The sequence below is a fragment of the Mesorhizobium sp. P171375 genome (genome assembly GCF_057786075.1).
This window is the reverse complement of the sequence record NZ_JBYNWF010000001.1, coordinates 2,727,040-2,752,344: the sequence shown is the minus strand read 5'-3', so window position 1 is coordinate 2,752,344 and position 25,305 is coordinate 2,727,040. Positions and strand designations below refer to the sequence as shown.

Sequence of the window (25,305 nt, the reverse complement as noted above, 5' to 3'; positions counted from 1 at the left end):
TTACTGGGGATTGGTGGGCCGAGATCGGACAGCTTGGTCATATTCGGCCTACGCCTTATCGACAAGCGGCGTTTTCCGCTTCGGCGCCACATAGCTCTCGACCAGGCGAACATGCCCAGCGTCGACAGTCACCAATGGCCGAAGGCTAATTGTCACTTTGTCGCCCTCGACGCGCGTGACCTTGCCGGTCAACTCCATGTTCTGGCCGATGACGGCCTTCGAAGTCGAATCGACAACCGAATGCGGGAAGGCGTAGGAAGGAATGGTTACGCTGATGCGATCGGGTGTCACCCGACCACGCACAACCGCTATGACGGCAACCTCGTCGCCTACCTTAAAGCAGCTACCCCTAGCCATACCAAGAGTCTGGCGCGGCCTGCCGGTTAGTCAAGGGGTTGCTAATATGCGGTTCTCAAGGGGCTTTATCCGTATCCTTTTCTCTGCCGGCGGCGCCACATTCTATTGTCGGTGGCGATACGACTATCACTTTCAGGGCCGGCCCGGGATGACCCAGGGCATCCGGGCCAAGAGATCGACGAAGAAATCGCGTAAGGTTCCAAGACTCATGCATCCGGAACGTAAGCGATCGTCAAGGGTTTGTGCTGACGGCAGGCGCAGTTCCCTCAAATTCGCCTGCCGCAGGTCCAGCCCAAAAAAGCGGGACCGACCCGCCGCTGCCCGTGAATGGGGCGGCGGATTTTCAGTAATGGGCGTTGGACGTAGCGGCTCACCGCGTCAATTCTTGGATTACGACTAGGAGGCCAATGGCCGGCTGGGACAACTGCAGCGTGGCGGTGAGTGTTACTCCGGCTTAAGTTTCGCAGATTAGTGGCGCGCTCGGAACCACATCCGATTTCGAGCGCGGCAAAGGAGTCTGCGGTAGCTGCAACCAGGCCAAGACCGTGATCCGTCCAAAATAGCAAATTGGCAGAGAATGCCGGCGCGGGCCATGACCTGGAGAGTTATCCCACAGCTAGTCCCCAGATGGCCGATCTAGGTGCCGAGCGCGGCACGAACATTGTCTGGAATATTCTGGACCAGGAGCGCCAGTGCGGTGCTGATATCCAGTCCAGTCATCCCTTCCGCGGTGCCGGCCTTGACGGCGCTGGTGAAAACCAGGGTGCCATAGTCCTCCCCGGCAGCCTTGAGATGTTCGGCCGCAACGATCGGATCGGGCGTGCGCAAGCAGTGCTCGACAGCCAATCTCTGGACCAGCCATTCGATCGCGCAAAGCCGGTCATGTCCGTCTGGAAATGACATTTTGTAATCCCCCCTTATCCCATAAGGGCGGTGATAATGCAGTATCTGTAGCCAGATTGTCGAATCCCGAGGCACTGTGATGCGCGACAGCGAGCTCCTGATTTTCTTGGAACCGTCGTTTCGCTGAGATGTTTCGTCACCCGAAGGGACGTGCGAAATACGGAGTTCACCATGAAACGGCTTCTTTGCGCTGCAGCCATTGCGGCATTATCAACTGGGTTCGCCTTTGCACAATCGACCGGCACCACCACAGGCGGATCCTCGACAAAGACAGGCGGATCGTCAACAACCACGACGATGCCGAGCACCACGACTGACCAGGGAACCGACTCGACTACCACGAGTGGGACGAACTCGAACTCGGCTAAGGATTGCGCGCCAGGTCAACAAACAGGCAGCGCCAAACAGGCGGCACCCGGCCAACAGGATACAGATGCCAAATCTGCAGCGCCAGGTCAGATGAAAACGACGACGGAAGGTTGCTGACGAGTAGCTATCAGGACGTAAACCGCCCGCTGGCGCGAGCCAGCGGGCTTTTTTGTATCCTAGGGAACACGAACATCTCCCCAGTTGTCCTATGGCAGCGTTTCCTTGCGCTGCGTCGTCGAATGCCAAAGCTCATCGCGGAGACCGGCTGATGGCCAAGGTTCCCGGCTGCGTCAAGACCTTTGCCGGGCTCTGGCGCATCGTCGGGATGGATGTTTGGGACAACGACTTCCTCGATCTCGTCGGCGGAAGCGCATCTGACATTCAAAGGCTTGGCGGATGGCGAGATCGCCTTCAAGGCGGCCGTCACCGGAGGGATACCCAGCGGCCGGCCCAGTGAGCCATGCATGCCGATGAAGAAGGCGCCCGTTGCGATGAAACGGTGCCGTTGAAGCGCGAATATCGCTTCCTTCTTCGGCCGGTGTGATCGATCGACCTGACCCAACGACTTCCGGCTGCGGAAGGAACCGAAGCGGCGCGGCATCGTTGATCAAGTCGCAGACGGGGCTTCAAGTCTTGCTGATGATCTTGATGCTTTCAATGGACCGATTTTATGGCTGGCAGCGTCATCGAGCCGGCGAAGCCTGGCTCGCTATCGCAGAGTGTGGCGCCATCACCTGTTGAGACACAACTGGCGCTTGGAGACATGGCCCGCGCAAACGCTGACGGTCGCCTTTGGGTCATCGCCGCTGGGGTTCCGCTCCTGTTCATGATCAGCGGGCTTGTCATTCGGTATGCTGCATTCCATTCAGTCTCGGCAGTACCAGGCTTCGAAGCTTATGCGCGTGCGCTCTGCAGGTGGGACTGCGCGTGGTATGTGGACATTTCCGAACACGGCTACGAGCATTTTCCCATTCCAGGCCAGAGCAACGTCGGACGCTGGGGTTTCTTTCCATTGTATCCCATGGTCGTGGCGACTCTTCGGTTTGCTTTCCCTTTTTCCACGATTCTGATCGCAACGATCACCTCGATTGCATGCAGCTACGCCGCCTGCCTTGTGGCATGGCCCCTTCTGGAAAAGAACATGCGCGCTTATATACTGTATTGCGCTTTCCTGCTTAGCGGCCCGTTCTCCTTCCACTTCACCACGTTCCTTACCGAACCTCTTTTCGTGCTCCTGACGTCGTGCGTCTTTTTGGCACTCAAGCGCTCCAACTACCCGGCCGCTGGCGTTTCATGCGCTTTGCTGTCAGCAACGAGGCTGGTCGGGGTCCTTGCTGTGTTTGCAACCGTCATCCAAATGTTCGAGCAGCACCGCCAGCAGGGCGGGTCGGCGGTGTCTTTCCCGCGATGGGTGCTTGGTCGTCCGGATCTGCTCGTAGCAATCTTCATCTCGCCCGCCGGCTTGTTTGCTTACATGCTCTTTTTGTATCTCACTGTCGGGGACGGGTTTGCGTTCTTGCACGTCCAGCGTGCGTTTGGGCGGGTTGCTGGCGATCCGCTCCTTTTTCTATGGGACGGTCTCGCTGCTGTGCCGACAAAAGGATGGCTGCCCACGGCGCCGCAATGGAGCGCGCTCGCAGCGATTACAGGGCTGACCCTATCGGTCGTTCTGGCGGCTCGCAGGCGATATGGCGCTGCGCTCTTCTGTGCGAGCAGCATCATCCTGCCGTTGATCACCAACCTGGCTTCCATGGTTAGATACGTCATTGGGCTTGCGCCGCTTATGATGTTGATTGCCGAGCTGCTGTCGGTATCGAAGCTGACCTATCTCGTGATTTTGGTTCTTTTCCTGAGCGCATGTTATTTCATGACTTTGGCATGGATTGGAGGCTATCTTGCCTTGGTCTGACAGCCTGTCACCCTATGGCCGTGCTGCCTCGACCAGCGGCTACGCGCTGGCGTTGGTTCTGGCCGTGTCCGAGATTATCATCCTCGCACTCGCTCTCAACCCAGATGTCAACGCCGATTATCGGGCCTATTACATCGATCGCACGACGACGTGCCTCAATCGCGATGCGGTTGGCAGCTACACTCCTGGCCAGACGGTATCGTTTCGGTCCGACGGCGCCAAACAAGCAGCCGGCATGATGGTCTGCGGTTGGTCGGGCCCGGTAGCCGACGGAACCCATTCGCTGGGCGAGACCTCTCGGTTGAGACTGGAAATACCTTCGCTTCGCGACGGGCTTACGGCAACGCTACAAATGTCCGCCGTCATTCGTCCACCACAGACTACTCAAAGGGTAATGATCTCGGTGAACGGAGTCCGGGTACACGAGGTAACACTGTCGAGCAAAGACCCGACGACGATCTCGTTCGCGATCCCGCACGCAGCGTTTGCCAGCGCAAAGGTACTCGAAGTGACTTTCGATTATCGCGACGGGATTCCGCCAAGCCCGGCCGCCAGCAAGATCTACAAACGCGCCATTAAATTGGTATCGTTTCGGCTGGACGCCGGCTAGAGCCCTTTACCGTTTTGCGGCAACGATGAAGTGCTCTAACTCTTTGTTTTGACGCAATTCCGGACGGAAACGCCGCTTTAGCAAGCGGCTTTGGAGCAGTTCATCGTTTCCGCGAAACGGTGAACTGCTTTAAAACGAATCTTTCTGGCGATCACGCATCAGCCATCGCCGGACCGATCGGGAATGTGTTCTGCAAAGACCCATCGGTCGAGTACGACGAAATTGATCGCGGGCACAAGCAAGCAGGTAATCACGATGGGAAAGATGAGCGGCAGGCCCAGCTTCGCCGTCAAAAGCGCCGGCGCGCCATAGGCGATGGCGAAGCCGATCGCCGCCAGCAAGAGAAAACGCGGAGCCCCTGATCTATGCGACTCGCGCGACATGAAGGTTACCGACCTGTGCGCGAGATAGGAAAACAACGCCGCGGCTGCGTAAGCTGCAAGGGACGCTCGGATGGGGCTGAAGCCGAACCGTTCCGATTTGACAAAGGCGGCCGCCAAGGCGGCATACAGGATTGTGGCGGCGATGCCGACCAGGCCGAAGCGCGCCAGAAGCTTTAGGGCAGCGCCGCCGGCAGACCGATGCTCAGACACGCCCACTACACGCATACTGGGCTCCAAGCGGCAGCAGCGCCAGGGCACGCTCAACCTTTTTGGCGAACCCGCCGGCCGACGGGAGCAGGAGGAAGTGCTCGGATCGAACCTCCCTAAAGCCTGCTTGTCGAAAGAGGGCCGCTGCTTTGACCGCGTTGAGCAAGACCGCGTCTTGGTCGAACGGACACCGGTGCACCGCCAGACGCGTCAGCGGATTATAGGGATTGTGCTCGATGATGCAGGCGACGCCGCCTTGCCGCACGACGCGTCGCATCTCGCGAAAAAAATCGAGCCAGAATGCGGGCGAAACATGATGAACAACACAACTGGCAAAAGCCAAGTCGAACACGCAGTCGTCATAAGGCAGGCCCGTCGTGGTGCATGTCCTATAGACGACGCCCGGATTGTCCTCCCTGGCGCGCTGGATCGACCCTTGCGAGACATCGCAGCCATCCAGGCGATCGAAAGCGCCGTCTAGATAAGGATGGAGCGAACCGACACCGCAACCCACATCAAGCGCCCGCACCAAGGCTCCCCGGCGACGAAGTCCTCGCTCGGCAACTAGGCGCCGCAGCAGATCGGCCTTTGCGACCAAAAAGAAATCGTGCTTGAGTCCGGAGAAGCGGATCGACCCATCGATCGTCTCTCCGTAACTGGATCTATAGCTGTCGAAGAGCTCGGACACTGGGAGCGACTCCGTTCTTGGGCTTGCGAAATGATCTCCGGCGCCCACCAGCGATGGCACGCACCGGCTCGTCGAAGCCGGTAAGCCGATTAATCACGTAAAGAGGGCGGCGTTTCACCTCGGCGTGGATGCTACCGACATAGAGGCCGACCACGCCGGTCATGAAAAGATTGATGCCACACAGGAACGATACGATCACCACGGTGGACGTCCAGCCAGCAATGACGCCGGTTTCAAAAATCCAGGCGAACACGGCATAAGCGCCAAAGGTCAGCGCTAGTGCGGAAATGGCCAATCCGCCCCAAAGCGCAAAGTGGAGCGGCTTTTCCGAGAAGCTGACAACGGCGTGAACGGCGAGGTGCATCATCTTCCAGAAGGGGTATTTGGTCTGGCCGATGGTCCTCGGGGGGCGTTCGAATGGCACCCCCGCTTGCCTGAACCCCATCCAGCCGAACATGCCCCTGACAAAGCGATCATGTTCCGGCATGTTTCTGAAGACATCCAGCGCCCGCCGACCGACCAGGCGGAAGTCCCCGACGTTGCGCGGAATGTTGACCGGCGACATCTTCTCCAGGAAAAGGTAGAAAAGATCGGCGCTAAGCCGCTTGAACCAGGATTCGCCCTCGCGCTTGACACGGAGGGCGTAGACGATCTCGAAACCTTCCTTCCACTTTGCCACGAGATCAAGAACGACCTCCGGTGGATCTTGCAGGTCGGCATCCATTACGATGACGGCATCCCCCGCAGCAGCATCCATGCCAGCCGTGATCGCAATCTGATGTCCGAAATTACGGGAAAGCTCGATAAGCCGGAAGCGTGGTTCGGCGGTGACGACCCGCCGAAGGTATTTGACGCTGCCGTCATGGCTCCCGTCATCGACAAAAATCACCTCGGTCTCTCCGTCCAGCCGACTGATCAGCGACTTGATCCGTTCGACCAGTCGCGGCAGTACTTTTTCTTCATTATATATCGGCAGGACCAGCGAATAGCGCGGCGACGCGTTCACTCCCCTCCCGACGCTTTGGATCACAGAGGCTCGCATGCGGATGAAAATGAAAGGCCCGCACCAAAGTTCCATAAGGTATAGCTAATTTAGAAAATTTTTATATATGGCAAACCGGGGGGAAAGACAGGCGCGCTGCTGGCACCTGTTCAAAACTCAATCGTCCATACCTTCAGCCTCGTCGTGACCGCGAACCGCCTGAGGCAGCGACAAAATCTTCAATCCGCGCGACCGCCGTCGCGATGTTCAACGGCATGAATGATCGCTTCATAAACGCTACCGATCTCTTCATCGATCTCCTGAATTGGGATGCCTTCGACGGCGGCCGCCCGCAGGGCCTGGTCTGCCATATCGGTCACAAGCCGGCCCGGGTCGTCGGTTGGCCCTTCCGGCATATGTTCGGAAATCCATTTGTACAGAAAGTCGGCACCGCGGGTGCTCATGGCGTTTTCTGGATAACGACCTCTGCCGACACAAACCTAGGAAGGGTAACAGACAATGTCAGGCCTTTCGAAATAGCCTCGGGGCGCGCGAGGTGACGTCTCACCCTCTTCGGGTTGCATTCCTTGTTCGTCGACGGACGTTCCGCGCTTCCAACCGGTATGGAGGAGCGCAGGCGGCAGCGAAGGAAAGTGGCGAGGGTTCGCAGCTTTTCGCGCATTGCCAGTTCAGCGGCACCGCGATTGAATAATCGCGGTGCCGCGCACAGCTAGCAGTTCGCGTCAGTCTGCGGATCGCACGCCTTGTTTTTTTGCTTCTGTGGCTTGGGCTTGGCCACCTGCTCGGGCTCGGCCTGCTGCGGCTCGGCGGCGGGCTGCTTCTTGCCCTTCGGCTTCTCAGGCTTGGCCGCCTGCTCGGGCTCGGCCTGCTGCAGCTCGGCGGCGGGCTGCTTCTTGCCCTTCGGCTTCTGAGGCTTGGCCGTCTGCTGGGGCTCGGCCTGCTGCGGCTCGGCGGCGGGCTGCTTCTTGCCCTTCGGCTTCTCAGGCTTGGCCGCTTGCTCCGGCTCGGCCTGCTGCGGCTCGGCGGCGGGCTGCTTCTTGCCTTTCGGCTTCTCAGGCTTGGCCGCCTTTTCGGGCTCCGCCTGCTGCTGCTCGGCGGCGGGCTGCTCGCCGACCTTCGGCTTCTCAGGCTTTGTGGTTTCTTCGGGCTTGGCCTGCTCGGTCGTTGCAGCGCCTTCGGTCGGCTTCGATTTCCGGCCAGCCTGAACCTGCTTCACCTCGTCGATGCCTTTGAGCTTGGCGGGTTTGGCCTTGGGGTCGGCTTTCACCTCCCCCTCAAAGACAGCGACCGTGTTGTTTTCCAGTTTGCCGGACTGCTCGAGCGCGTCGGTCTTACTAACCTTGACGGTAGTCACCTTCTGGTTCGTCTCTTTTTCGATCACATCGACATCAATGATTTTGTTGATCACCACGTTGTTCTGGATCGTCACGTCGCCGGCCGGCTCGGCCGCCTCGACGATGCGCACAAACTCCGGCTCATCACGGATAACGACGGTAGAAATGTCGGCAGCAAGGAATTCGCGGGTGGGGACCACAACCCAGTAATAATCAGGCGTCGTGTCGAAAGTCACCTCGATTGAAATCAAATCCGGATCGCGGCGCGGCGGCAGCGGAGCCCAAATCATGTACTCCCTGTCACGACGCCAACTCACCCATGCTGGCGCCCAACGAGTGCCCGGAACCCAGTACCAGCCGATATCGTCGGCATAGCCCCACCGGCCGTAATGGTACGTCGCCCAGCCGAATGGCTCGTCCGACACCCACAGCCAACCATACTGCTCGGTATAGGCCCAGTGTCCAAGGGTATACGGACGCCAATCGTCAGGTACATCAACCGGCACGAAAACGAACGCGCCGTGGTACGAAACCCAATCACCGTGAGGAGACAGGTCTTCATAGAATGTGCTGATCGAAAGCTGGGTGGCAGCCGCCGCCTCGGACACAAGTGACAATGGCATAATCGGGTTGGGAATCTCGACGACCGTGAGCAGACAGGCGGCCACGCCGGCCAGCATCAATCGCATCGCATTTTGGGCAAGGACGCGTTTCATCCTGGTCTTCCTCCGAAACAGATCGCCCTTCATCTTAAAAACTCGCCGGCTGTAGGATTGTTCCACGTTGCGAACGTTGCCCGCATCCACAACGACCGGGCGTCGCACAATTTGAGGCGGTGAACCTGGTCATCACCGCCGTCACAAAATGCGTGCCGAAGACGCTTTGCGCACCGGCCATCACGGTCGCTTGGGTTGAGCTTGCGATAGAGTCATCCCGCGAGGTTAGGAGGTGTTTCTTGCACTCAACTACGAAACCCAGCGTCGCGCTGAACCTCTGGTGCCACTGCGCAGGCAGTTCCATCTGATTAGGCATCGTTGCGCTGGGTCGGATGAACGAATGGCTGGTTTCGGGAAGTCCGCGGGCGCTCGCGAGTGGCTTAGATGAGCGCATGCCAGTCATTCCAGCTGACCGTCCGCGTGCCGGTGTATCATCCCTTCTACATCGTCGATCAGAGCGAAGACCGCGCCATCCGGACAGCCAAGGGTCTGGCTTCCGGCCACGTTGGAGGTATCGCCTTGACCGCGAAGCAGACCCTGCCCTTGGCGACTGCTCTTCACCGCTGGTGATGTTCCCGACATGGAATAAAATTAGTCCGCCAAGCTGCCGGCACGGTTTGACATCGCCTCAAGGATGACCTCAAACACTGCCGACAACAAAATTCCGCGCGAGGCACCGCCGGCAACATGGGAACCCTCCCTAGTACGATAGGTTGAGTCTAGTGACGGCGAAGCATTTGTGTGTCCCTCAACAGCGATGTCGGGTCTCGGAACCCTAATTCGCCGTCACACTTCACCCCCCAAATCATCGTTCCGTGCTGGATCGTTTCGACGCTCACCGCGTTGGTGGAAATCCAACAAGGAGGATCACCATGGGCGACGATCGGCACTAAAGAATTCGGCAACGGGCATACGAAATTTGGGAGCGCGAAGGCGGCGGGCATGGCGACCCGGAGAAACACTGGCACCAGGCTGAGGCAGAAATCGAGCGCGAGGACCAACTGGAAGCTGAGCAGGCATTTACAGAACCAAGCGCCGTTGGAGCGACGGTACTATCGGCCAAGTCGAGAAAGCCGCGCCGCGCTGAGACCGCCAGTTCCGACGTCATGACGGTAGAAGCTTTGGCGATGCGCACCGGCATTACTGGCGACCAAGCCCAAGACCTAATCGATAGGTTGGGCAATGACCGCGAAGCGATCGAGGAAGCGGCCCGAAGCTTGGCGACAGGTCAACAGAATTTCAGCAAATAGGAAGCCCGACCGAAGCGGGCTTCGCTCGTTTGCGATCGGTGGCTAATGCAAATATCCCAAGAGCCACAGAATGATAATGATTGGGATCGGGATCCCGAGGAGCCAGAGTAGTCCGCCTCGTAGCATGATTTCCTCCCTTAGTTGCTGGCGGTGAACGCTCCTCGATTGTCTTGGTTCCGCGGCGGCCTCTTTGCCGTGCTGAGAGCGGTCAGCTTTCCGTGTCCACATCCTCGCCGACGAACCAGCCGCGAAACGCGCGACCGTTGCGAAAGAAATCAACAAGGTATGTCGGTAGACCGTCGATACTTCGATACTGCGTTAGGAGGTCGGGAGCCTGATCTATCGTCTTTTCTTCCACCGGCCCACAGGATCAGAGGCGGCGATGTAGGAGAGATCGCGCAAGGTGGCGGCGATGATGCGGGGGGTTATGAGGCGCCCCAGCCACGGAACTTTCTCACAGTAGAATCGACGCCTTAATGACATATCCCCTTTCATGATATGAGATGTTCTAGGTCACCTCTTTAGGTTCAGAATTGGCTGCTCGCTAACGTCAGCGCGCGGGCTGGGGTGTAGTGCCGCATTGCTCGTTGGCAAAGAACGCAAAAAGGATCGCAAAAATGGCCGCATGCTTGCGACGATCGACGTCGACGGCCGCGACGTTGGCGAGGTTATGATCCCCGAGGGCTGGCACGGCCCTGGACTGGCAAACGCCGGCCCTTGTGCAATTGAAAGGAACCACGGGATTAATCGTGAGGCGAGCGTTAGCTCCGCTCTGACCGCCGCCACGCGGTCAAAGCGGGAAGGTCGACGTCCGGCTCGGCGGCGCCTATCGCCCTCAAGGCTGCGATGCCGGCGATCGAGACAGGTCCAGGAGTGTCGGCGAGCAGTCTCGCCAAGGCTGCCATGCTGTCAGTCATTCTTCAACTGGCGTCCATATTTGACGGCATTGGCAATAAATTCGGTGTAGGCCGCCTCCAGCTGCTCGACTGCCTGGTCTTTTGAATTCTCTCGTCCGCCCACGCTGCAGCCCCGACCCGTGTCGGGATCGGTGCCGTTGACGAACCATGCCCAGTTCCCGGGTTTATCACCGCTGACCGTGGGCATGATGCGCCCGGCTCCATGGTCACCGTGACAGGCCGAAAAGTCTTGGGGAACCTCGCGTCCGCCGATAATGGTCCGTTCCCACTTGAGGTGCACCCGTGCTCCTCTATCACGCGCGAAGGCGAAAGCCTCGAAGCGCCGGAAAACATGAGCCAACTCGATGCCTTCCTGGTCAATCACCCGGAATCCGCCATCGGTCTCTTCTACCTCCAACCGTTCTGTCATGACGGTCCTCTCACGCTCGAAACCTCTCAGTGTGCCAGACAATCTTCCCGTCGATTTTCATCGGCTTGTGAATGACCAGGCGCTTTGGCAGATGCTCAGGGTGAACTTCCAGAAGCGTGATCTTGATATTCGGCTTGCATCGACTGCAGTCGAACTTCAGGCGCAACGGGTCAACGCCGCCGCCGTAAACCATCATCAGGTCGGCCGAGCGGCAGTAAAAGACGTTGCCACAGGTGCACTCCGCCTTCACAAGCATGTTGTGCCGGGTTGCCTTGCCCAGCGTGTCGATCGGTTCATGCGCCATGAGAACAAAAAGGGAACAAATTCCTTGAACGTCAAGCCGGTTTGTGGAATCTTTTAGGTATGAGTGATGAACCAACACGACTTGCCGAAGGCATGACAGTCAGTGCCGCGCGAAGGACGGCGCGTCGACAATCATGCGTGCGAGCACGCTGGCTGCGGCAAGGATGCTGGATTCGGCTTTGCTAGGCCGCGTCAGGCGTCCCACTGGTTCTGCATGGAGCACCGCGGCGAAGGAGAAAGATACCTGTGATTGAGGTGCTTTACACAGCCAAAGACCGGCAGGACGAGCTTGCCGTAAACATTGCAAGGAATCGCCCAGAAATTGAGAGGGCGGTCAAGAAGGCGTGCAAGGTCTTGAACAAGCTTACGCCGGACGGCGCCTTGTACGCGAGCGGCTGGGTTCTTACTGACCTGATCGTCAGCCTTATGCCCGAAGAGGAAAGCGCCCGTGAATTGTTCCGGATCATGCAGCGTCAGATCGAGGGAGAACTAAAGACCGCCTACGCCTACGCCGACGCCGAACCGGGCGCTGATGCACCCACCTCGCACTAGTCGATTGGTCACACGTCGAAGAGATCAGTCGGCCCGAGGCCGATCCTATCGATAATGTCGGGCGTGTTGTTGCGCGGACTGCCGACCTTGCTGTCGATCGGCCACATCGTCATTAGATCGGACGGGAACGGCTTCATCAGGTCACGCTGATCCGGCTCCGGCCCAAGCCACCGCATGTAGTCTACCGGCGCCAAGATGACCGGCATGCGGTCATGGATCGTCGCCATCAGCTCGTTCGGCTCGCAGGTGACGACTGCAAAGGTGCGGATGAGTTCGCCAGTCGTCTTGTCTGCATATTCTTCCCAGATTCCGGCCTTGGCGAACGGCTCGCCCGATTCCATGGCGATGGCGTAGGGCTGCTTTTTCTTGCCCGGAGCATCGAGCTTCTGCCATTCGAAATAGCCGTCGACCGGCACCAGGCAGCGGCGTGAGGCGTATGCCTTACGAAACAGGCCATTGGTTGAAACGGTCTCGCAGCGCGCGTTCACCGGAGGTGGCCGGCCTCCGCCGTCGCGCGCCCAGCCTGGTACGAGGCCCCATTTGGCCGAAACAAAACCGGCCATGCTGGTGGACAGCTCTTCGCGGATGATGATCGGATAGAAGGCTCGGCGCACCATTCCAGATCGGAAAGTCATCGCCCAGCCGCTCGATATCGCCGGCATGCGCGAATTCGAAGCGTCGAACCAAGTCAGGGATTGTCGACTTGACGAAAACGCGTCCGCACATCTTAGCGCTTGCTCAATGAAGATCAGGAGCGACCAACATGGGAACGGAATGAGAACAAGTCAACCCGCCAGCCCGCCTGCGCGGTTCTGCATCGCCTCGAGGATTAGCTCGAACACGCTGCCAACCTCTTCCCTGATCTCGTCCGACTTGATGTCTGCCTTATCGGCCCCTTCACCGCGGCGAAGACGGTTTGGGTGGCAGTCCGAGTGTGCAGGCGGCCGCGCCGTTTGTACGTTTTTTACCGTCGCTTGACGCACGAGGGGTGCGATACTTAAAGTCACAGCCACGTTCTGCACGGTCAGTCTGCTCTACGGGAGCGTGCCTGATGTTGAACCGAATGTATTTCGCCGCCTTTTGCCCTTCGGACCTGGAGACGTGCCAGCGCGCCTTCGATCGCCTTTGCGCCCAGCAGCATTTCGACCGCACGTCCGCCAAAGCGGAGCACTTGGCAGGGGTCGTGCTTTTTCTCTTTCACAATGGCATCACCGACGAGGCAGATCTTTTTGACGCTGCCTCCGCCGCTTCCCGTTTCGCTCCGTTGGTGCACAAGGCCGTCAATTCCATGGCGAATGCGTTAGGGGAATAATTCAGGGCCGCGAGTCGTTGTCTTCTTCAGGCGACGGGGATTGAGGCATAGGGAATAGTTGAAGCCGCCAGACAGGTTGCGGCCCGTCTGGCCCCATCGAGAGGAGTCCAGACATGAAAACGACTGTTTCGACCTCCTTCACAAGACGAAGCGTGGTCGCAGGACTTGCCGTTACCGGCGCATTGACATCAGCTTTGGCGAACTCTGCGCAGGCCACGCAAACCGCACCGGAGAAAAGTCTCTACGAGCGCTTGGGGGGCGTCTTCGCCATCGCTGCGGTGGTGGATCACTTCAGCGACGCCATCGTGAAGAACCCCGTTGTCGGGCAGAAGTCCAAGAACCCGCAGCTGCGGAAATGGCACACCAAGAACCTCGGAAGGCTGCCCGGTCTCAAATTCATGCGCACACTGTGGGTCTGCGATGTCGCTGGTGGGCCTTTGAAGTTTGTGGCCACCAAACCTGGCACGACACCGCTCGACCTTGAGGAGGCCCACCGGGACCTGCGGATCTCTCCCGCAGAATTCGATGAGGTGGCAGCGGAGCTTGGGCGAACCCTGGACCACTTCAAGGTTCCGAAGCCCGAGAAGGCCGAGGTCCTGGCAGCCTTCGCCGCTCACAAAGATGAGGTGACTGCCGGCTACGTCAAACAGGGTTGAAGGCTAGCCCGCCAGACACAGCCGTGGAAGATGCGGGCTTTATCAGCCACTAGTGGCGGTACCTGGGGAGTTGGGATCGCACCCCCCGCAGGAGCCGTATGTTCCCGATCGCTAATATACTCTGCGCGCCGCGCTTGACAGCGCCTCGGCGAAAGTCATGGCGCGAAGTTTGCTTGCAGAGGCTTGGCGGGGGGACGTGCCGGGGTCGGAGGAAGTCAATGCCGCGGGTGCTCATAGGCCCTCTTTAGGATTCGGGCTTCGCGCATCACGGATGAGAGATCGTAGCCCAGCAACGATACAAGCGCCTGCACCTGTTCTTCAGAAACACCGGTTTCACGCGCAACTTTACGCACGAACTCGACTTTTGGGTCCAAGGGTTTTTCTTTTTCTCTGCCAGCCATCAGGCATAATTCGGCCACAGCCTAAAGGTTTCAGGGAAGAACGTTTTCGCCTGCCGATGGCTCTCTCAGCCGCTACAACCTCATCGACCGTAAAACCACCAGTGCCACCACGACGCCGACGAAACAGAACGCGACCCAGACGCTGGTCATCGATGGCTTTCACTCAGCTAAGCCGATCGTGGTGCACGATCGCGTCCAGGAGAGCCTCGTACACACTCCCGGTTTATTTCTTCCTCAATCTCAACGCTGCTGATCGCCTTGGCGTCGGCGAATAGCTTTTTAAGTTCGGCAACTGATGTCGGCGCCGACGGTCTGGGGAACGTTGGCCGAAATCCACTTGTACAAAAAGTCGGTGCCGCGGGTGCTCATCAGAAGATAAGCTGACGACGTTTATTAGGTTCCGCGCGGATAGACATTCCGCCAGGGAAGAACGCATGCAGTACCGAAGAGAAACTAGAGCCGAACGATCTTATCGAGATGCAGGCGTATCCGCTGGCCTTCCGCAAATGACAGCGCGAACGATTCCAGATCGAATGATCGGGTCATTTCCTGGTCTTCCTCAACCACGCGGACAAACCACTCTCCGCAGGCTTCGACCACTTCGATGCAAGGCAAGGCCTTGCGAATTGGAACCACGTTATCCATCACAGCCTCCCTACGAAAAGCAATGGTAACGTCGAATTTTATAAGAGCGGCTGACGGCGGTTTTCAATATCAAAAGTTAGGCTCCCGAGACATTGCTAGCTGCGGCGCAGCTATCCGAATCCTAGCGTAACCCCTGCATGATGGCTTCGAATATCGGGCCAATTTCTTCATCGATCTCCTGGCCCGGAATGCCTTGGGTTTCCGCCTCCCGTTTCGCGTCTACTGCCATATCGATGACCAGCAAGACCGGGTCGACAATCGCATCGTCATGCAAACGGTCTGATATCCAATGGTAGAGAAAAGCACTGCCGCGCTTGCTCATTCTTCTCGAAAATCCTGCACCGAGGCATGGCGCAGCTTTGGCTCGCCGCGCAGCGTCTTCACGCGCATGTTGATGCCCGGCCTGACCCATTCGACATCCGGGGTCACCACGGCCGTGGGCAAGCCCGCCGGGGGCCGGCCCCTGCCCTGCTGGACGCGCTTCCAAAGCCGTTCCTTGATCCCATTGCTTGTGGCGATCACGGCTTTGCCGACATATTTGCCGTCCCTTGCGAGCAGCGCTTCGCTTCGCTTGCCGGCCTGGCGCTGGACGCCGAGCAGTTCGAATTCGCCGATGTCCCAGCACTTGACTTTCACCCAAGCCTCGTCCTTGCCGCCGCGGTATGGGCTACCCCGACGCTTCGAAACAATGCCCTCGAGGCCCATTTTCTCTGCCGCCTCATAGAACGCGGCCCCGCCGCCCTCGACGTGCTGGCTATACTGGATGATACCGTCGGCTGGCTTGACCAGTTCCCACAGTATCGCCTTGCGATCGATCGCCGGCAGCGTGCGCAGATCCTGGCCGTCCCTGTGCAGGATGTCGAACGCGACGAACGCGAGCAGTTCGGCGATTCCAGGCCATGCGCGAGTGAATCTCATGGAAGTTCGGCCGACCGTCCGGCTCGGGCGCGATGATCTCGCCGTCGAGGATGAGCGCCTTGGCCGGCAGCTTCTCCAGCGCGGCGACAATCGGCCAGTAGCGCTTCGACCATTCGTGGCCGGTCTTGGTGAAGGCACGGCCGCCGGCCCAATCCAGCACCAGCTGGGTGCGAAAGCCGTCATATTTGATCTCGTGCAGCCAGTCGTCGCGGATCGGGGCAACCTCGACCAGGATCGGTTCCTGCGGCTTGATGAACCTCAGATGCTCAGGGTGAACTTCCAGAAGCGTGATCTTGATATTCGGCTTGCATCGGCTGCAGTCGAACTTCAGGCGCAACGGGTCAACGCCGCCGCCATAGACCATCATCAGGTCGGCCGAGCGGCAATAAAAGACGTTGCCACAGGTGCACTCCGCCTTCACAAGCATGTTGTGCCGGGTTGCCTTGCCCAGCGTGTCGATCGGTTCATGCGCCATGAGAACAGAAAAGGAACAAACTCCTCGCGCGTCAAGACCGCTTGTGGAATCTTTTCACCATGAGCGATGAACCGACGCTGAAATCGATGACTGTTTGCCCGTTCCGGACGATTGAGCCGCAACGGGCCGTGGGGCTATAGCCCTAACTAAAATCGCAGGACGACCGAAGGAACGCGTCTGCGATAGCACCGGACGCGGCGGCGACCATGTCGCCAATAACTACGGCAGACCCGTCTCCAGCCCCGCCGGCGGCGGTGGCGGCGGTGGCGGCGGTAGTAGTAATCTGGGTCGTAATCTGGGTCGTAATCTTGGTCGTAGTAGCGCCTGTGGTTGACCGGCTCCACTTCCGCCTCAGGGTCGAGTTCATCGAGAATGCCGCTTTTAGCCCCTGGAATACCGGCCACTGCGTTGATAGGCCGAACCGCGCTTGCAAAGGCCGCCGCCCCTGCAATGCCAAACATTGCCGTCAAGAAAGATCGCCGATCCATTTAAGCCTCCCAAAGTTGCCAACTCTAAACAAAGCGCACCGCTGTGCGATACGAGCGAGTCCGGCGCGCGGTGAAGTTTAAGGACTCGCCAGCCGCCGTGGCGCATGGCGAGTCCTATCAGCGCAGGAAGGGACGTTAGCTGCACCGATCCACGACATGTCAGCCAAGCACCATGCCCATCACCAGAAAGGTGACGGCTGTCACGAAAATTGGCGCGAGCAACCACCGCGCTTGGCCAACGCTTTTATCCATCTGGTTTCTCCGAATTTGGAGAAACAACTGCCTTAGCTTTAAGCCGTTCCGTGTATTCCCAAGTGTAAGACTATCGCGTTTATTGCGATGGTACTTGGTCCGATCCGGCTTCAGACCAAAGTCCGGTGCATCGCCAAGCATAGTTATCCAAACGTGGACAAGATCGCTAAAACTGTCTGGACTTCATCCTTGAGTTATCGTTATCTGTCTCGCGTCCTGGCGACAGCGAAACGAACTCGCACTCAGGTAGCCCAGCACCTTGGCGAGGAGTGATTTGACGCCATCCCTGGAATAGGATGTGCCCGAGACGGCATCAACAAGCGTCCGATCAAGACTGTCAACTTCTTCGTCGATCTCCTCGCGCTTGATACGGACACTGCGTCCGCCTTAGCCGTTTCGGGATATGGTTGGCGATCCAAGGACCGAGTTCAGCCGGCCAGCTTGCGGTGCCAGATCCTCCAAGCCGACAAATCTCTGCTGAAATCGGACGCCGCTCGGCTTTAGTCGCCTGGCGGACCGAGAACCCCCTAGTCTACTAACGGGCTCCTCCCTCTGCGCCATCTCCGAGCGCGGCGAGACCTCGGCGAATAACTCCCGTACCGCGTCAGAACGGCTCGGCATTCTTTTCTCAAACCGCCAAGCGTCCAGCACCGCGAGTTCCTCGGCACTGAGCATGATCTGTAGTCGGTATGTTCGCTTACGGGGTGGCAAGGCCCTTCCTCTCTCCTAGAACTCGATCTGCCATACCGGCGGCGTCCTGGTGGACCAATAGGCACCGCGCCTGCATGGCTACCGCGCCTTCAATATTCTGGCCTCTCGCAGCAGTGATGATCGATCCGTGCCAATCACTTTGATCAGTCCACGTGCCTGCGCCTCGGTGATACCCGTTTCCCGCGCGAGGAACCGGACGAGAAAATCCTCCTGCTCCTCCCTATCCCCTCGGTCGCGTCGTTTCTGATCGCCGATGTAGGACGACTTGGGCTGCTCAAGTGAGCGGGGCAATGGAGCATCGTCCTGTACCGAAACGGCTTTCACCTTCAGGCCAGCTTCCTTGGCAGCCGTCAGAAAGGCACGTCGAGCATTCTCAACGTCTTCGGCTGTGCTCAGAGGGCCCGTGCAAGCTTGAAGTGCAGCCCGATACCTTGGCCCGTGCGATTCCGGCCAGCGCTCCATCATGAAAATGGCGACCTCGGATACGCTGTTCAAGGTGCGAAACTCCCCCACCTTTTCCGTTTCAACCATGATTGGAATTGCGAAAAACGGGTCGTGCATGGAATACCCCTGGGGATGCCAGAACCGAACGAGAGAGCACTATTTTCGTTCCGGTCGCCGCGAGAAAAGCACATCGGACCATGCGTCAATAGGCGTGTAGACGGGTCGCCGGGCAATCGGTAAACACATCCAATGGATAACAAGCGGCTCGACCACAAACTGGATTGTAAGGCGTGCGGGACGATCCAGATGGACATTCCCGAGGGTGCTGAAGAGCACACGCCGATTCATTGCAGTAAGTGCGGTGGCTACCTCGGGGAATGGGGAGCACTGCAGGACGATTTTTACGCCCAAACGCGCGGCGCTGAAGCCTTCGATCTGAACAACGGCAACATCACTAAGAAGTAGCGCGGGGGTTGCCCTGCTTGTCAGTGGCCTTCATGGATTGGTTGCAGAATAAAAACCGGGTCGATCCGGGAATCGCCCTTAGCGGCCGAGCGGTAGCCTTGAAAGCGTAATCAGCTCCGCTTCATCAACCACGCCGGCCATATAGTTGGCGATGATCCGAGAGGCCAGTGTGCCTTGCGCATCAGCGGATTGGTCTGCGAATTTCAGCTGTTCGAAAACTCGGCCCAGCAGGGCCAACTCGGCAGGATCAAAAATCCCCGCGTCCACAGCTTTTCGTCTGATCGGCATGGCTACGCGTCCTCCTCGTGAAACTGCAACCAAGCGTCACGTAGATCCTACTTGCCGTGTGAGTGCCTCTTCTTCCAGCGTATGAAGTTTTTCCCGAATCTCCTCAGGCTCGGCATGCTCTAATCCGACGACGTCGTTCCTTGTCTCCCTCAGCGAAACAATGATCTCATCAAGTTTTGCGTGGATAGCGGCTGTGTCGCGATATCCTTGGATTAGAACCACCCCGGTGATTACAATCGCTGCAACCGACAATGCGTAAGTGACGACATTTGTCAGGCCGAATGGGACCAGCGCCGTGCAGAGCAGCATGGCTATGAGCAAGAAATAAAAACCCGGAGGGCGGGATAGAAAGTCCCCCATTGCAAAAAGGAAGCGGTTCATGTCCAGGCAGAAGTCAAGAAGACGACGAGTGCGGTGATGGTGACGGAAATAGGCACCGCCGCGAGCCAGCTCGCTTCCAGGAACCAGGTCTCCTTGTCACGAAGCATTGGACATCCTTCCTCTTAGGTTCTCTGCAGGAAACCCGCCGCCCCTGCTTGGAGCGGCGGTCATTTCGTATTACTCGATGATCTGCACGACCTTGCGTGTATCGGGATCAACGAGGACTGCATGATCTCCGACAACCGTGTACTTATAGCGGACGTCTGGGACGTCGATCGTGTGAAGCTCGACCGTATCGGGAAGTGCCGTACCGACATTGAGTTCGACGCCGAGCAGGCTGACCGATGCAAGTTTCTGCTTGTGAATATATTCGCGAACGACGGTCTGCTGTTCGGGCTTCAGGACAACGACGTCCTCGGCAAAGGAGGTTCCGATGCCTGCCATAAGCACCAGGGCGCCGGCGGCGCTGACGAAATATTTGGTCATGATATTTTCCTTTTCAGTTGCAGGTCAGTTCGAGGTCTCGGACGGGAGTAGGTCACCCGCCGTTAGTCGGCGCTGGCGCTGGGGCAGCTGGCGCCGGGGCTGGTTCCGCAGGCTTCGCCGGTGCGGCCGGAGCTTCCGCCTTTGGAGCTTCAACCTTTGGAGCTTCAACCTTGACGTTGATATCCTTGCCACCGTCGCCGTGGATATTGATGACTCCGGTAAATATCAGCAAGACCACGATTGCAATAAGCCCAAGAACAACAGCGATCGCAGTGCCGCCGCCTCCGCCAGAATTAACAACAGTTGGGCCGTCAGCCATGGCTACGTCTCCTATTTTAGTTATCTAGATTTGCATAACGGTCGCCACTACATAGCGTTCCACCCCAGGGTCCAGGGTCTACGCGAGATAGGCCTTTAGTCTGATGCGCTTCGGACTGAAGCCCATGACAGGAACAATCTGCTGCTACTCAAGTTCGATTTCCTGGCGAGCAGGCGTGGTGCTGCCGCCAGGTTCAACGAGGAGAAAATCATGAGAATGCACCTAACAAGCGTCGCCGCGGCGGCATTGCTGTTAGCAGGCGTTGGCGCGGTCGCAGCGCAGGATGTCATCATCACCCCTGAGCAGGACACGGTCGTCCGTGAATACGTGAAAAAGCAGCCGCTCGCCTCGGTGAAGATCCCCGGCGTCGAACTCAAGATCGGGACGGCTTTGCCTGACACGGTGGAACTTCACGAGGTCCCGAACGTCAAGTATAGGTATGTTGTGGTCGACAACCGCACCGTCCTGGTCGATCCAGGCACCCGGAAAATTATCAAGGTCTACGACTGATCGAATGGCTGTGGCCCGCCGCCAGTTGCGGCGGCGGGCTGCAGTAATGCAGCAATAATTTCGAAAGCCGACAAGCCGGGGGCCGGCCCGTGCCCTGCTGGACACGCTTCCAGAGCAGCACTTGACTTTCACCCAAGCCTCGTCCTTGCCGCCGCTTCGGTATGGGCTATCCCGGCGCTTCGAAACAACGCCCTCGAGGCCCATTTTCTCTGCCGCCCCATAGAATGCGGCGCCGTCGCCCTCGACGTGCTGGCTATACTGGATGATACCGTCGGCCGGCTTGACCAGTTCCCATAGTATCGCCTTGCGATCGGTCGCCGGCAGGCTGCGCAGATCCTGGCCGTCCCTGTGCAGGATGTCGAACGCGACGAACGCGAGCAGTTCGGCGTTCCAGGCCATGGGCGAGTGGATCTCATGGAAGTTCGGCCGACGGTCCGGCTCGGGCGCGATCATCTCGCCGTCAAGGATGAGCGCCTTGGCCGGCAGCTTCTCCAGCGCGGCGACAATCGGCGGCTTGATGAACCTCAACCACTCACCATCGCTTCGCGCACGCACACTCCCACCCGCCTAAGCTTAAGCTAAAATAGTTCCAAAACCGGAAATCGGCTTTTTGGTGCAACAAACACGTCAACCGGACGTTGCGGAGGATCGCAGGAGGAATCGATATGGCCGACGATAAGAGCAAACGGGATTCTCGCGATCGGGACCGTGTTTCAGCCGACGACGATTATGAGGTTCAGTATCTTGCCAAAAAGGCCGGGATCACGCCCCAGCAGGTGAAGGACCTGATCGCCAAGCACGGGAACAATCGCGCGACGCTGGAGCGGGAGGCGAAGGCTCTGGGGAAGCGATAGGTAAGCCAGCATGCCAGCATACCAAGTGGAAGAGTGGCATGGAGACGAGCTTGTCTCGTCTCATGCCACAGACGCCGATGATCCGATATCAGCGGTAGAGAAAGTCACTGGGCAACGGGCGTCGCCTCGAGCTCTTCAGGGACGCTGGTTTCGTGTGGTCGATGAGGATGCGAGAAGCACGCACGAATTCAGCGTTGCCGAAGCTGAAAAATAATGCCTGAGGCTCGGCTCTAACGAAAGCCTGCCAGCCGATAATCCTGTATTGGCCGCCCCAGTTGTAGAACAGGACGGGAGTGGCAAAGCCCGTTGTTAGATCATGACAAAATGCTAAGGTTAGCGATGTCCGACTTGACGACACCGCTGATCCGAAAGCTCGAAAGCCTAGGTCGTCTTTCATCAGATGATCGCGAGCGCGTCGAAGCGATGGTGCTTGTGGGTAAGCAGTTGCAGCCCGGTGAGCAGATTGCGCAGGAAGGGGACGAACCCAGCCGCTGTTGCTTGGTGGTTGAGGGGCTCCTGCGACGCTATAGCGTTTTGAACAACGGCAACCTGCAAACGCTCTCAATCCATGTCCCCGGCGATATACCCGATCTCCAAGGCTTGCATCTAAGGATCATGGATCACACACTTGCGTCGATCGGTAGAAGCAAGATTGCGGTGATTTCACACCACGACATTCTCGAGGTTGTGCGTAAATCACCTCGCCTGGCAAATCTATTTTGGCGGGAAAGTTTGGTAGACGCGGCGGTCGCGCGCGCCTGGGTCAAGGTATTGGGAGGGCATGATGTGGTGGGCAGATTAGCCCACCTCGCCTGTGAGCTTTACGTGCGCATGACGGTCATGGGGCTGGTAAGAGACCATTCTTATCCGTTACCGCTAACTCAAGTTCAGATCGGCGAGACAATCGGCGCGAGCGTAGTGCACGTCAATCGCATGTTGAAGAAACTGCGTGCTGACGGGCTTTTGGAGCACAAAGAAGGGCGGCTGGTCATTCTGAACTGGGACGCCTTGTGCGAGATGGCAGACTTCGACCCTGGGTACCTAAACCTTCGAGACCCACTCTATTTGGATGTAACGTCAGTCGCAATCGATTAGCATCTCCATTCGCTCCTCCCAGAAATCGTACAGCGAGGCAAGCGGTGGCCCGCGCCTCTAGTGAGGGAAGCGCGGGCCCGGCTGTCCTACGGGACCAGTCGGCAGCGGGAGGAGATGCGCCATACCGCTGCACTCAACTAACCTCGCGGCATTTGCGCAGTTCCATGAGGCAAACAAAAAAGCCCGCCGGTTAAACCAGCGGGCGAGGCTGTCATGAAGTGCACTCAGCGGCAGGAGACGCTGCAACTATCAAACTTGGTGGCCTGAAGCTGGTTCCAACGGAAGTGAAAAAGCCCGCCGTCTATGGAGAAACGGCGGGCTTCTCGCCAGCCCAAAAAGGCCCGCCGGTGAGCCCAGCGGGCAAGTGGGCTGGGGACGCACTGAGAGATCAGTGCAATAGTACAAGTTCGGATGTTTCGAGATGTTCCAGCAACTCACAAATTTGGATCGTACGTGCTGGAAGGGGACGCTAGCGTTAAGCCTGGCGGAGCAAGCTAATGTCTCCCAACCTTTACGGCCGCAAAACAAAAAGCCCGCCGGCTTAGGCCAGCGGGCAATCGGTCTGGAGTAGCCGGAATCAACCGGCGCGAGTTCAACGAACGTTGAAGATGTCGGTTGCAACCTCGCTCTCGTCGCTCTCAGGGGTCCAGCGAGGACGAGTTGTTGCCTGAAGCAGCGCGGTACTGGAACACTGCCGCGCCACAAAAGGATGCGCGCTCACGGTAAATGGAACATTAAGCCACGCTAAAAAGCCAACGCGAAAAAAAGACCGCCCGAATGCGGAAACGGGCGGGCAAGCCTTCTGGAGTGCCTGCCCGGCAAATGTCAATGAGCGGCGAAAGGTTGGTTGTCGGTGCGTTCACAGCGGGGTCTGGCGCTACACCCAGCGCGACATGATTGGCATGGCCGCTTGCCTCCTGATGGCCGCGCTTGGCGCCTATATCTTGTTTGCTCTAGCGCCTCTTCGGCTTCGGCGTGATCTCCTCGATCTGTGCCTTAACGCCGTCCTGCACCCATTGCCTGTTTAAGCGCCCTTGCGGGGCAAAGCGTTGCTCGCAAGTTTGTTTGCGTAATCCTCGTTTTGTCGTGATGCTGTTAACCCATGCAGTTCGAGACCTTCAAAGCGCGCCCAGCTATCATCGGCTCCCAAGCGCCCCTAGCCATTTGGGTGGTGAATGACGGTTGTGTGAGACGATTGTGCAAGAGAGATCGGCCATGCGTTCCCTGTTACACGCGCTTCATGTCCATGCCGCAAAACGGGGCGATCGGCTATTGCCGAAGCTGTTGACTATGTCGCCGTGGCCGCGAACAGCCGATGAACGAGAATTCAGCTGCCGCTATGCAAGTAGCGAAAAGCGAGCTTGGCAAGCCGAGTCGGTCGATAGCGGGCCAGGCGTGCGGTTGCGCACATAAAGCCGGTCTATTAGACAGGTCTCATCAACGGGACCAACACATGATTGACGAGCATAACCACGCAGCCGAACTAGCCGAACTAACGGCGGATGTTGTCTCCGCCTACGTTAGCAATAACCCCTTGCCCGTCGGCAGCTTGCCCGAACTGATTTCATCTGTGCACGCCACATTGTCAGGCTTGGGCGGACAGATCGCTCCGCCGGCGGAGTCTAAGGAGCCCGCCGTCAACCCCAAACGCTCGGTGCATGCGGATCACATCGTATGCCTCGAGGATGGAAAAAAGTTCAAATCGCTTCGGCGCCATTTGATGGCCGAACACGGCATGACGCCGGAGGCCTATCGCGCCAAATGGGACCTGCCCGGCAGTTACCCCATGACAGCGCCTAGCTATTCCGAAAAGCGATCGGAATTGGCAAAGGCTGCGGGGCTTGGGCAAAGACCATCGCCGCAAGAGACGGCACCCACAAAGCGCAAGGCGAAGGCTTAGGGCGACTCAGCCATATGCAATCATGACGCCGCGTCAAGACTCGGCTATTACTGACCGCGGCGGCCCTCTATCCCGCCCAGCCGGCGCCATTCAGGCAACCTCGAGCGAGCGGCGCCGGCTATTTTCCATTCCGCCAAAATACACTTTGAGCATCGAGGGCCAGGGCCTTTCGACCGTAAATGGCAATGCAGCCAGCGCTAGAGGCAACCCTGACTTGTTCAGAAACTGGCTAAGGTCCTTCGCGACGGCGGAAAACCGCAGCCGACGATTATAGACTATACATCGCCCTTCCTGCAGGCTCAGGCACTGCTGGCATACTTCACCCTGCCCCACTGACTGCACTGAGGACACAAAGGATGGAGATAGGCCAATTTGTCCCCTGGAATATTTCCCGAACTAGTGATCGTCAGGCTGCCGCCCTTGAAACCCTCCAAACTATAAGATTCCCATGCGCCGCTGAGGGGCTGATTGTCTTCTCGTAGTTTCAAATACCCGGTGCGACCGCAATCGCAAACCAGCTTTTCCCGCAATACAGTTGAGAGCATTTAGGACAGCCTTCCGACGATGCGGCGAACAGGCCCGATGCTACCATGGACATTAGGTGTTCGAGTTCCCGCACTGCCTAAGCTAAAGGCGTATTAGCGCAAGCTCAACTAAGACTGAAGGACTAAGCCGTTGGATGTCATGGCAGGCTTGAGTGCTAGGCGCGCTCCGCGCGGCGGCTTGTCAGTGCGCTTCCACGAAGGCCTTGCAGCTAGGTGACAGCTGATTAATCCTGCCTACGCTCTGGGTGCC

General features: G+C 58.2%; 31 protein-coding genes and 3 pseudogenes. 13 read left to right on the top strand and 21 right to left on the bottom strand.

Features of this window, described 5'->3' with window-relative positions; genetic code table 11:
- Positions 1 to 48: 48 nt before the first annotated feature.
- Complete coding sequence (locus ACYHH6_RS13285) at positions 49 to 291, bottom strand: hypothetical protein (protein WP_352591505.1); 243 nt, start codon at positions 289 to 291, stop codon at positions 49 to 51.
- Between the two features lie 702 nt (positions 292 to 993).
- Positions 994 to 1,260: a hypothetical protein gene (locus ACYHH6_RS13280; protein ID WP_352591508.1), complete on the bottom strand. Its 267-nt coding sequence runs from the start codon at positions 1,258 to 1,260 to the stop codon at positions 994 to 996.
- 637 nt (positions 1,261 to 1,897) lie between these two features.
- Between ACYHH6_RS13280 and ACYHH6_RS13275 the strand changes: the two genes are divergently transcribed.
- The 3 genes from ACYHH6_RS13275 (at position 1,898) to ACYHH6_RS13265 (ending at position 4,148) form a co-directional block, all read left to right on the top strand.
- Positions 1,898 to 2,086, top strand: coding sequence for a hypothetical protein (locus ACYHH6_RS13275; RefSeq protein ID WP_352591696.1), 189 nt, complete (start codon positions 1,898 to 1,900; stop codon positions 2,084 to 2,086).
- Positions 2,087 to 2,299: 213 nt separating this feature from the next.
- Positions 2,300 to 3,538: a hypothetical protein gene (locus tag ACYHH6_RS13270; RefSeq protein WP_352591511.1), complete on the top strand. Its 1,239-nt coding sequence runs from the start codon at positions 2,300 to 2,302 to the stop codon at positions 3,536 to 3,538.
- Positions 3,525 to 4,148: a hypothetical protein gene (locus ACYHH6_RS13265; RefSeq protein WP_352591514.1), complete on the top strand. Its 624-nt coding sequence runs from the start codon at positions 3,525 to 3,527 to the stop codon at positions 4,146 to 4,148. Before ACYHH6_RS13270 ends, ACYHH6_RS13265 begins: the two co-directional genes overlap by 14 nt.
- Before the next feature lie 158 nt (positions 4,149 to 4,306).
- Here ACYHH6_RS13265 and ACYHH6_RS13260 read toward each other — a convergent pair whose 3' ends face one another.
- The 5 genes from ACYHH6_RS13260 to ACYHH6_RS13240 all read right to left on the bottom strand — a co-directional run bounded on the left by ACYHH6_RS13260 (position 4,307) and on the right by ACYHH6_RS13240 (position 8,479).
- Positions 4,307 to 4,756, bottom strand: a complete 450-nt coding sequence (locus ACYHH6_RS13260) for a GtrA family protein (RefSeq protein WP_352591517.1) — start codon at positions 4,754 to 4,756, stop codon at positions 4,307 to 4,309.
- Positions 4,734 to 5,426: a class I SAM-dependent methyltransferase gene (locus tag ACYHH6_RS13255; RefSeq protein ID WP_352591520.1), complete on the bottom strand. Its 693-nt coding sequence runs from the start codon at positions 5,424 to 5,426 to the stop codon at positions 4,734 to 4,736. Before ACYHH6_RS13255 ends, ACYHH6_RS13260 begins: the two co-directional genes overlap by 23 nt.
- Entirely contained in the window at positions 5,401 to 6,468 is a 1,068-nt protein-coding gene (locus ACYHH6_RS13250; RefSeq protein ID WP_352591678.1) for a glycosyltransferase family 2 protein, read from the bottom strand. The genes ACYHH6_RS13255 and ACYHH6_RS13250 overlap by 26 nt, the downstream gene beginning before the upstream one ends.
- Before the next feature lie 179 nt (positions 6,469 to 6,647).
- A complete protein-coding gene (locus tag ACYHH6_RS13245) occupies positions 6,648 to 6,872 on the bottom strand; it encodes a DUF768 domain-containing protein (protein WP_192251991.1) in 225 nt (74 codons plus the stop codon).
- Between the two features lie 266 nt (positions 6,873 to 7,138).
- Positions 7,139 to 8,479 carry a DUF6600 domain-containing protein gene (locus ACYHH6_RS13240; protein ID WP_488500437.1) on the bottom strand — a complete coding sequence of 447 codons (1,341 nt, stop codon included), beginning with the start codon at positions 8,477 to 8,479 and terminating at the stop codon, positions 7,139 to 7,141.
- A 384-nt stretch (positions 8,480 to 8,863) separates the two neighbouring features.
- On the opposite strand from ACYHH6_RS13240, the gene ACYHH6_RS13235 reads away from it, so the two are divergent.
- Together ACYHH6_RS13235 and ACYHH6_RS13230 are read left to right on the top strand one after the other, a co-directional pair.
- Positions 8,864 to 9,049 carry a hypothetical protein gene (locus ACYHH6_RS13235; RefSeq protein WP_352591526.1) on the top strand — a complete coding sequence of 62 codons (186 nt, stop codon included), beginning with the start codon at positions 8,864 to 8,866 and terminating at the stop codon, positions 9,047 to 9,049.
- A gap of 326 nt (positions 9,050 to 9,375) precedes the next feature.
- On the top strand, positions 9,376 to 9,729 hold the full coding sequence (locus ACYHH6_RS13230) for a DUF2934 domain-containing protein (RefSeq protein WP_352591681.1): 354 nt from the start codon (positions 9,376 to 9,378) through the stop codon (positions 9,727 to 9,729).
- A gap of 909 nt (positions 9,730 to 10,638) precedes the next feature.
- Here the strand turns inward: ACYHH6_RS13230 and ACYHH6_RS13225 are convergent.
- Entirely contained in the window at positions 10,639 to 11,055 is a 417-nt protein-coding gene (locus tag ACYHH6_RS13225) for a hypothetical protein (RefSeq protein ID WP_352591529.1), read from the bottom strand.
- A 10-nt stretch (positions 11,056 to 11,065) separates the two neighbouring features.
- Positions 11,066 to 11,359, bottom strand: a complete 294-nt coding sequence (locus ACYHH6_RS13220; RefSeq protein ID WP_352591531.1) for a hypothetical protein — start codon at positions 11,357 to 11,359, stop codon at positions 11,066 to 11,068.
- Between the two features lie 245 nt (positions 11,360 to 11,604).
- Between ACYHH6_RS13220 and ACYHH6_RS13215 the strand changes: the two genes are divergently transcribed.
- Positions 11,605 to 11,910, top strand: a complete 306-nt coding sequence (locus tag ACYHH6_RS13215; RefSeq protein WP_352591534.1) for a hypothetical protein — start codon at positions 11,605 to 11,607, stop codon at positions 11,908 to 11,910.
- 8 nt (positions 11,911 to 11,918) lie between these two features.
- Here the strand turns inward: ACYHH6_RS13215 and ACYHH6_RS13210 are convergent.
- Positions 11,919 to 12,636 (bottom strand): annotated as a pseudogene (locus tag ACYHH6_RS13210) (SOS response-associated peptidase).
- 325 nt (positions 12,637 to 12,961) lie between these two features.
- On the opposite strand from ACYHH6_RS13210, the gene ACYHH6_RS13205 reads away from it, so the two are divergent.
- Positions 12,962 to 13,222, top strand: coding sequence for a hypothetical protein (locus ACYHH6_RS13205; RefSeq protein ID WP_352591537.1), 261 nt, complete (start codon positions 12,962 to 12,964; stop codon positions 13,220 to 13,222).
- Positions 13,223 to 13,335: 113 nt separating this feature from the next.
- Positions 13,336 to 13,878 carry a group I truncated hemoglobin gene (locus ACYHH6_RS13200; protein WP_352591540.1) on the top strand — a complete coding sequence of 181 codons (543 nt, stop codon included), beginning with the start codon at positions 13,336 to 13,338 and terminating at the stop codon, positions 13,876 to 13,878.
- Positions 13,879 to 14,093: 215 nt separating this feature from the next.
- On the opposite strand, the gene ACYHH6_RS13195 is transcribed toward ACYHH6_RS13200, so the two are convergent.
- The 6 genes and pseudogenes from ACYHH6_RS13195 to ACYHH6_RS13170 form a co-directional block, all read right to left on the bottom strand.
- Positions 14,094 to 14,279 carry a hypothetical protein gene (locus ACYHH6_RS13195; RefSeq protein ID WP_352591543.1) on the bottom strand — a complete coding sequence of 62 codons (186 nt, stop codon included), beginning with the start codon at positions 14,277 to 14,279 and terminating at the stop codon, positions 14,094 to 14,096.
- Positions 14,280 to 14,732: 453 nt separating this feature from the next.
- A complete protein-coding gene (locus ACYHH6_RS13190) occupies positions 14,733 to 14,924 on the bottom strand; it encodes a hypothetical protein (protein ID WP_352591545.1) in 192 nt (63 codons plus the stop codon).
- Positions 14,925 to 15,045: 121 nt separating this feature from the next.
- On the bottom strand, positions 15,046 to 15,246 hold the full coding sequence (locus tag ACYHH6_RS13185) for a hypothetical protein (RefSeq protein ID WP_352591548.1): 201 nt from the start codon (positions 15,244 to 15,246) through the stop codon (positions 15,046 to 15,048).
- Positions 15,243 to 15,842 carry an ATP-dependent DNA ligase gene (locus ACYHH6_RS13180; RefSeq protein WP_352591551.1) on the bottom strand — a complete coding sequence of 200 codons (600 nt, stop codon included), beginning with the start codon at positions 15,840 to 15,842 and terminating at the stop codon, positions 15,243 to 15,245. Before ACYHH6_RS13180 ends, ACYHH6_RS13185 begins: the two co-directional genes overlap by 4 nt.
- Before the next feature lie 40 nt (positions 15,843 to 15,882).
- Positions 15,883 to 16,206, bottom strand: a pseudogene (locus ACYHH6_RS13175) (DNA ligase-like domain-containing protein); the annotation flags it as partial.
- A 1,640-nt stretch (positions 16,207 to 17,846) separates the two neighbouring features.
- Positions 17,847 to 18,329, bottom strand: a complete 483-nt coding sequence (locus ACYHH6_RS13170) for a DUF982 domain-containing protein (protein WP_352591554.1) — start codon at positions 18,327 to 18,329, stop codon at positions 17,847 to 17,849.
- 189 nt (positions 18,330 to 18,518) lie between these two features.
- Between ACYHH6_RS13170 and ACYHH6_RS13165 the strand changes: the two genes are divergently transcribed.
- Positions 18,519 to 18,677: a hypothetical protein gene (locus ACYHH6_RS13165; protein ID WP_352591557.1), complete on the top strand. Its 159-nt coding sequence runs from the start codon at positions 18,519 to 18,521 to the stop codon at positions 18,675 to 18,677.
- A 78-nt stretch (positions 18,678 to 18,755) separates the two neighbouring features.
- Here ACYHH6_RS13165 and ACYHH6_RS13160 read toward each other — a convergent pair whose 3' ends face one another.
- The 4 genes from ACYHH6_RS13160 to ACYHH6_RS13145 form a co-directional block, all read right to left on the bottom strand.
- Positions 18,756 to 18,965, bottom strand: a complete 210-nt coding sequence (locus ACYHH6_RS13160; protein ID WP_352591560.1) for a hypothetical protein — start codon at positions 18,963 to 18,965, stop codon at positions 18,756 to 18,758.
- Positions 18,966 to 19,001: 36 nt separating this feature from the next.
- On the bottom strand, positions 19,002 to 19,346 hold the full coding sequence (locus ACYHH6_RS13155) for a low affinity iron permease family protein (RefSeq protein ID WP_352591563.1): 345 nt from the start codon (positions 19,344 to 19,346) through the stop codon (positions 19,002 to 19,004).
- 177 nt (positions 19,347 to 19,523) lie between these two features.
- Positions 19,524 to 19,832 carry a DUF1236 domain-containing protein gene (locus ACYHH6_RS13150; protein ID WP_352591566.1) on the bottom strand — a complete coding sequence of 103 codons (309 nt, stop codon included), beginning with the start codon at positions 19,830 to 19,832 and terminating at the stop codon, positions 19,524 to 19,526.
- 52 nt (positions 19,833 to 19,884) lie between these two features.
- Positions 19,885 to 20,151 carry a hypothetical protein gene (locus tag ACYHH6_RS13145; protein ID WP_352591569.1) on the bottom strand — a complete coding sequence of 89 codons (267 nt, stop codon included), beginning with the start codon at positions 20,149 to 20,151 and terminating at the stop codon, positions 19,885 to 19,887.
- A 210-nt stretch (positions 20,152 to 20,361) separates the two neighbouring features.
- Here ACYHH6_RS13145 and ACYHH6_RS13140 point away from each other — a divergent pair, with 210 nt between their 5' ends.
- Complete coding sequence (locus ACYHH6_RS13140) at positions 20,362 to 20,661, top strand: DUF1236 domain-containing protein (protein WP_352591572.1); 300 nt, start codon at positions 20,362 to 20,364, stop codon at positions 20,659 to 20,661.
- Between the two features lie 132 nt (positions 20,662 to 20,793).
- Here ACYHH6_RS13140 and ACYHH6_RS13135 read toward each other — a convergent pair.
- Positions 20,794 to 21,216, bottom strand: a pseudogene (locus ACYHH6_RS13135) (ATP-dependent DNA ligase); the annotation flags it as partial.
- A 110-nt stretch (positions 21,217 to 21,326) separates the two neighbouring features.
- On the opposite strand from ACYHH6_RS13135, the gene ACYHH6_RS13130 reads away from it, so the two are divergent.
- From ACYHH6_RS13130 to ACYHH6_RS13120, 3 genes are all read left to right on the top strand, one after another.
- Entirely contained in the window at positions 21,327 to 21,515 is a 189-nt protein-coding gene (locus tag ACYHH6_RS13130) for a DUF3606 domain-containing protein (protein ID WP_352591575.1), read from the top strand.
- Between the two features lie 348 nt (positions 21,516 to 21,863).
- On the top strand, positions 21,864 to 22,610 hold the full coding sequence (locus ACYHH6_RS13125; protein WP_352591578.1) for a Crp/Fnr family transcriptional regulator: 747 nt from the start codon (positions 21,864 to 21,866) through the stop codon (positions 22,608 to 22,610).
- A 1,453-nt stretch (positions 22,611 to 24,063) separates the two neighbouring features.
- The gene (locus ACYHH6_RS13120) at positions 24,064 to 24,510 is read left to right on the top strand and encodes a Ros/MucR family transcriptional regulator (protein ID WP_352591581.1); all 447 of its coding nucleotides are present in this window, start codon (positions 24,064 to 24,066) and stop codon (positions 24,508 to 24,510) included.
- The last annotated feature ends 795 nt before the right edge of the window (positions 24,511 to 25,305 follow it).

Coding starts and splice junctions, on each gene's coding strand:
- ACYHH6_RS13195 (WP_352591543.1), bottom strand. CDS start 14,279: ATGGCTGGCAGAGAAAAAGAAAAACCCTTGGACCCAAAAGTCGAGTTC.
- ACYHH6_RS13225 (WP_352591529.1), bottom strand. CDS start 11,055: ATGACAGAACGGTTGGAGGTAGAAGAGACCGATGGCGGATTCCGGGTG.
- ACYHH6_RS13240 (WP_488500437.1), bottom strand. CDS start 8,479: ATGAAACGCGTCCTTGCCCAAAATGCGATGCGATTGATGCTGGCCGGC.
- ACYHH6_RS13120 (WP_352591581.1), top strand. CDS start 24,064: ATGATTGACGAGCATAACCACGCAGCCGAACTAGCCGAACTAACGGCG.
- ACYHH6_RS13220 (WP_352591531.1), bottom strand. CDS start 11,359: ATGGCGCATGAACCGATCGACACGCTGGGCAAGGCAACCCGGCACAAC.
- ACYHH6_RS13270 (WP_352591511.1), top strand. CDS start 2,300: ATGGCTGGCAGCGTCATCGAGCCGGCGAAGCCTGGCTCGCTATCGCAG.
- ACYHH6_RS13250 (WP_352591678.1), bottom strand. CDS start 6,468: ATGCGAGCCTCTGTGATCCAAAGCGTCGGGAGGGGAGTGAACGCGTCG.
- ACYHH6_RS13180 (WP_352591551.1), bottom strand. CDS start 15,842: ATGAGATTCACTCGCGCATGGCCTGGAATCGCCGAACTGCTCGCGTTC.
- ACYHH6_RS13275 (WP_352591696.1), top strand. CDS start 1,898: ATGGCCAAGGTTCCCGGCTGCGTCAAGACCTTTGCCGGGCTCTGGCGC.
- ACYHH6_RS13145 (WP_352591569.1), bottom strand. CDS start 20,151: ATGGCTGACGGCCCAACTGTTGTTAATTCTGGCGGAGGCGGCGGCACT.
- ACYHH6_RS13245 (WP_192251991.1), bottom strand. CDS start 6,872: ATGAGCACCCGCGGTGCCGACTTTCTGTACAAATGGATTTCCGAACAT.
- ACYHH6_RS13235 (WP_352591526.1), top strand. CDS start 8,864: ATGAGCGCATGCCAGTCATTCCAGCTGACCGTCCGCGTGCCGGTGTAT.
- ACYHH6_RS13185 (WP_352591548.1), bottom strand. CDS start 15,246: ATGAGCAAGCGCGGCAGTGCTTTTCTCTACCATTGGATATCAGACCGT.
- ACYHH6_RS13190 (WP_352591545.1), bottom strand. CDS start 14,924: ATGGATAACGTGGTTCCAATTCGCAAGGCCTTGCCTTGCATCGAAGTG.
- ACYHH6_RS13200 (WP_352591540.1), top strand. CDS start 13,336: ATGAAAACGACTGTTTCGACCTCCTTCACAAGACGAAGCGTGGTCGCA.
- ACYHH6_RS13155 (WP_352591563.1), bottom strand. CDS start 19,346: ATGAACCGCTTCCTTTTTGCAATGGGGGACTTTCTATCCCGCCCTCCG.
- ACYHH6_RS13160 (WP_352591560.1), bottom strand. CDS start 18,965: ATGCCGATCAGACGAAAAGCTGTGGACGCGGGGATTTTTGATCCTGCC.
- ACYHH6_RS13260 (WP_352591517.1), bottom strand. CDS start 4,756: ATGCGTGTAGTGGGCGTGTCTGAGCATCGGTCTGCCGGCGGCGCTGCC.
- ACYHH6_RS13170 (WP_352591554.1), bottom strand. CDS start 18,329: ATGCACGACCCGTTTTTCGCAATTCCAATCATGGTTGAAACGGAAAAG.
- ACYHH6_RS13205 (WP_352591537.1), top strand. CDS start 12,962: ATGTTGAACCGAATGTATTTCGCCGCCTTTTGCCCTTCGGACCTGGAG.
- ACYHH6_RS13165 (WP_352591557.1), top strand. CDS start 18,519: ATGGACATTCCCGAGGGTGCTGAAGAGCACACGCCGATTCATTGCAGT.
- ACYHH6_RS13130 (WP_352591575.1), top strand. CDS start 21,327: ATGGCCGACGATAAGAGCAAACGGGATTCTCGCGATCGGGACCGTGTT.
- ACYHH6_RS13140 (WP_352591572.1), top strand. CDS start 20,362: ATGAGAATGCACCTAACAAGCGTCGCCGCGGCGGCATTGCTGTTAGCA.
- ACYHH6_RS13150 (WP_352591566.1), bottom strand. CDS start 19,832: ATGACCAAATATTTCGTCAGCGCCGCCGGCGCCCTGGTGCTTATGGCA.
- ACYHH6_RS13280 (WP_352591508.1), bottom strand. CDS start 1,260: ATGTCATTTCCAGACGGACATGACCGGCTTTGCGCGATCGAATGGCTG.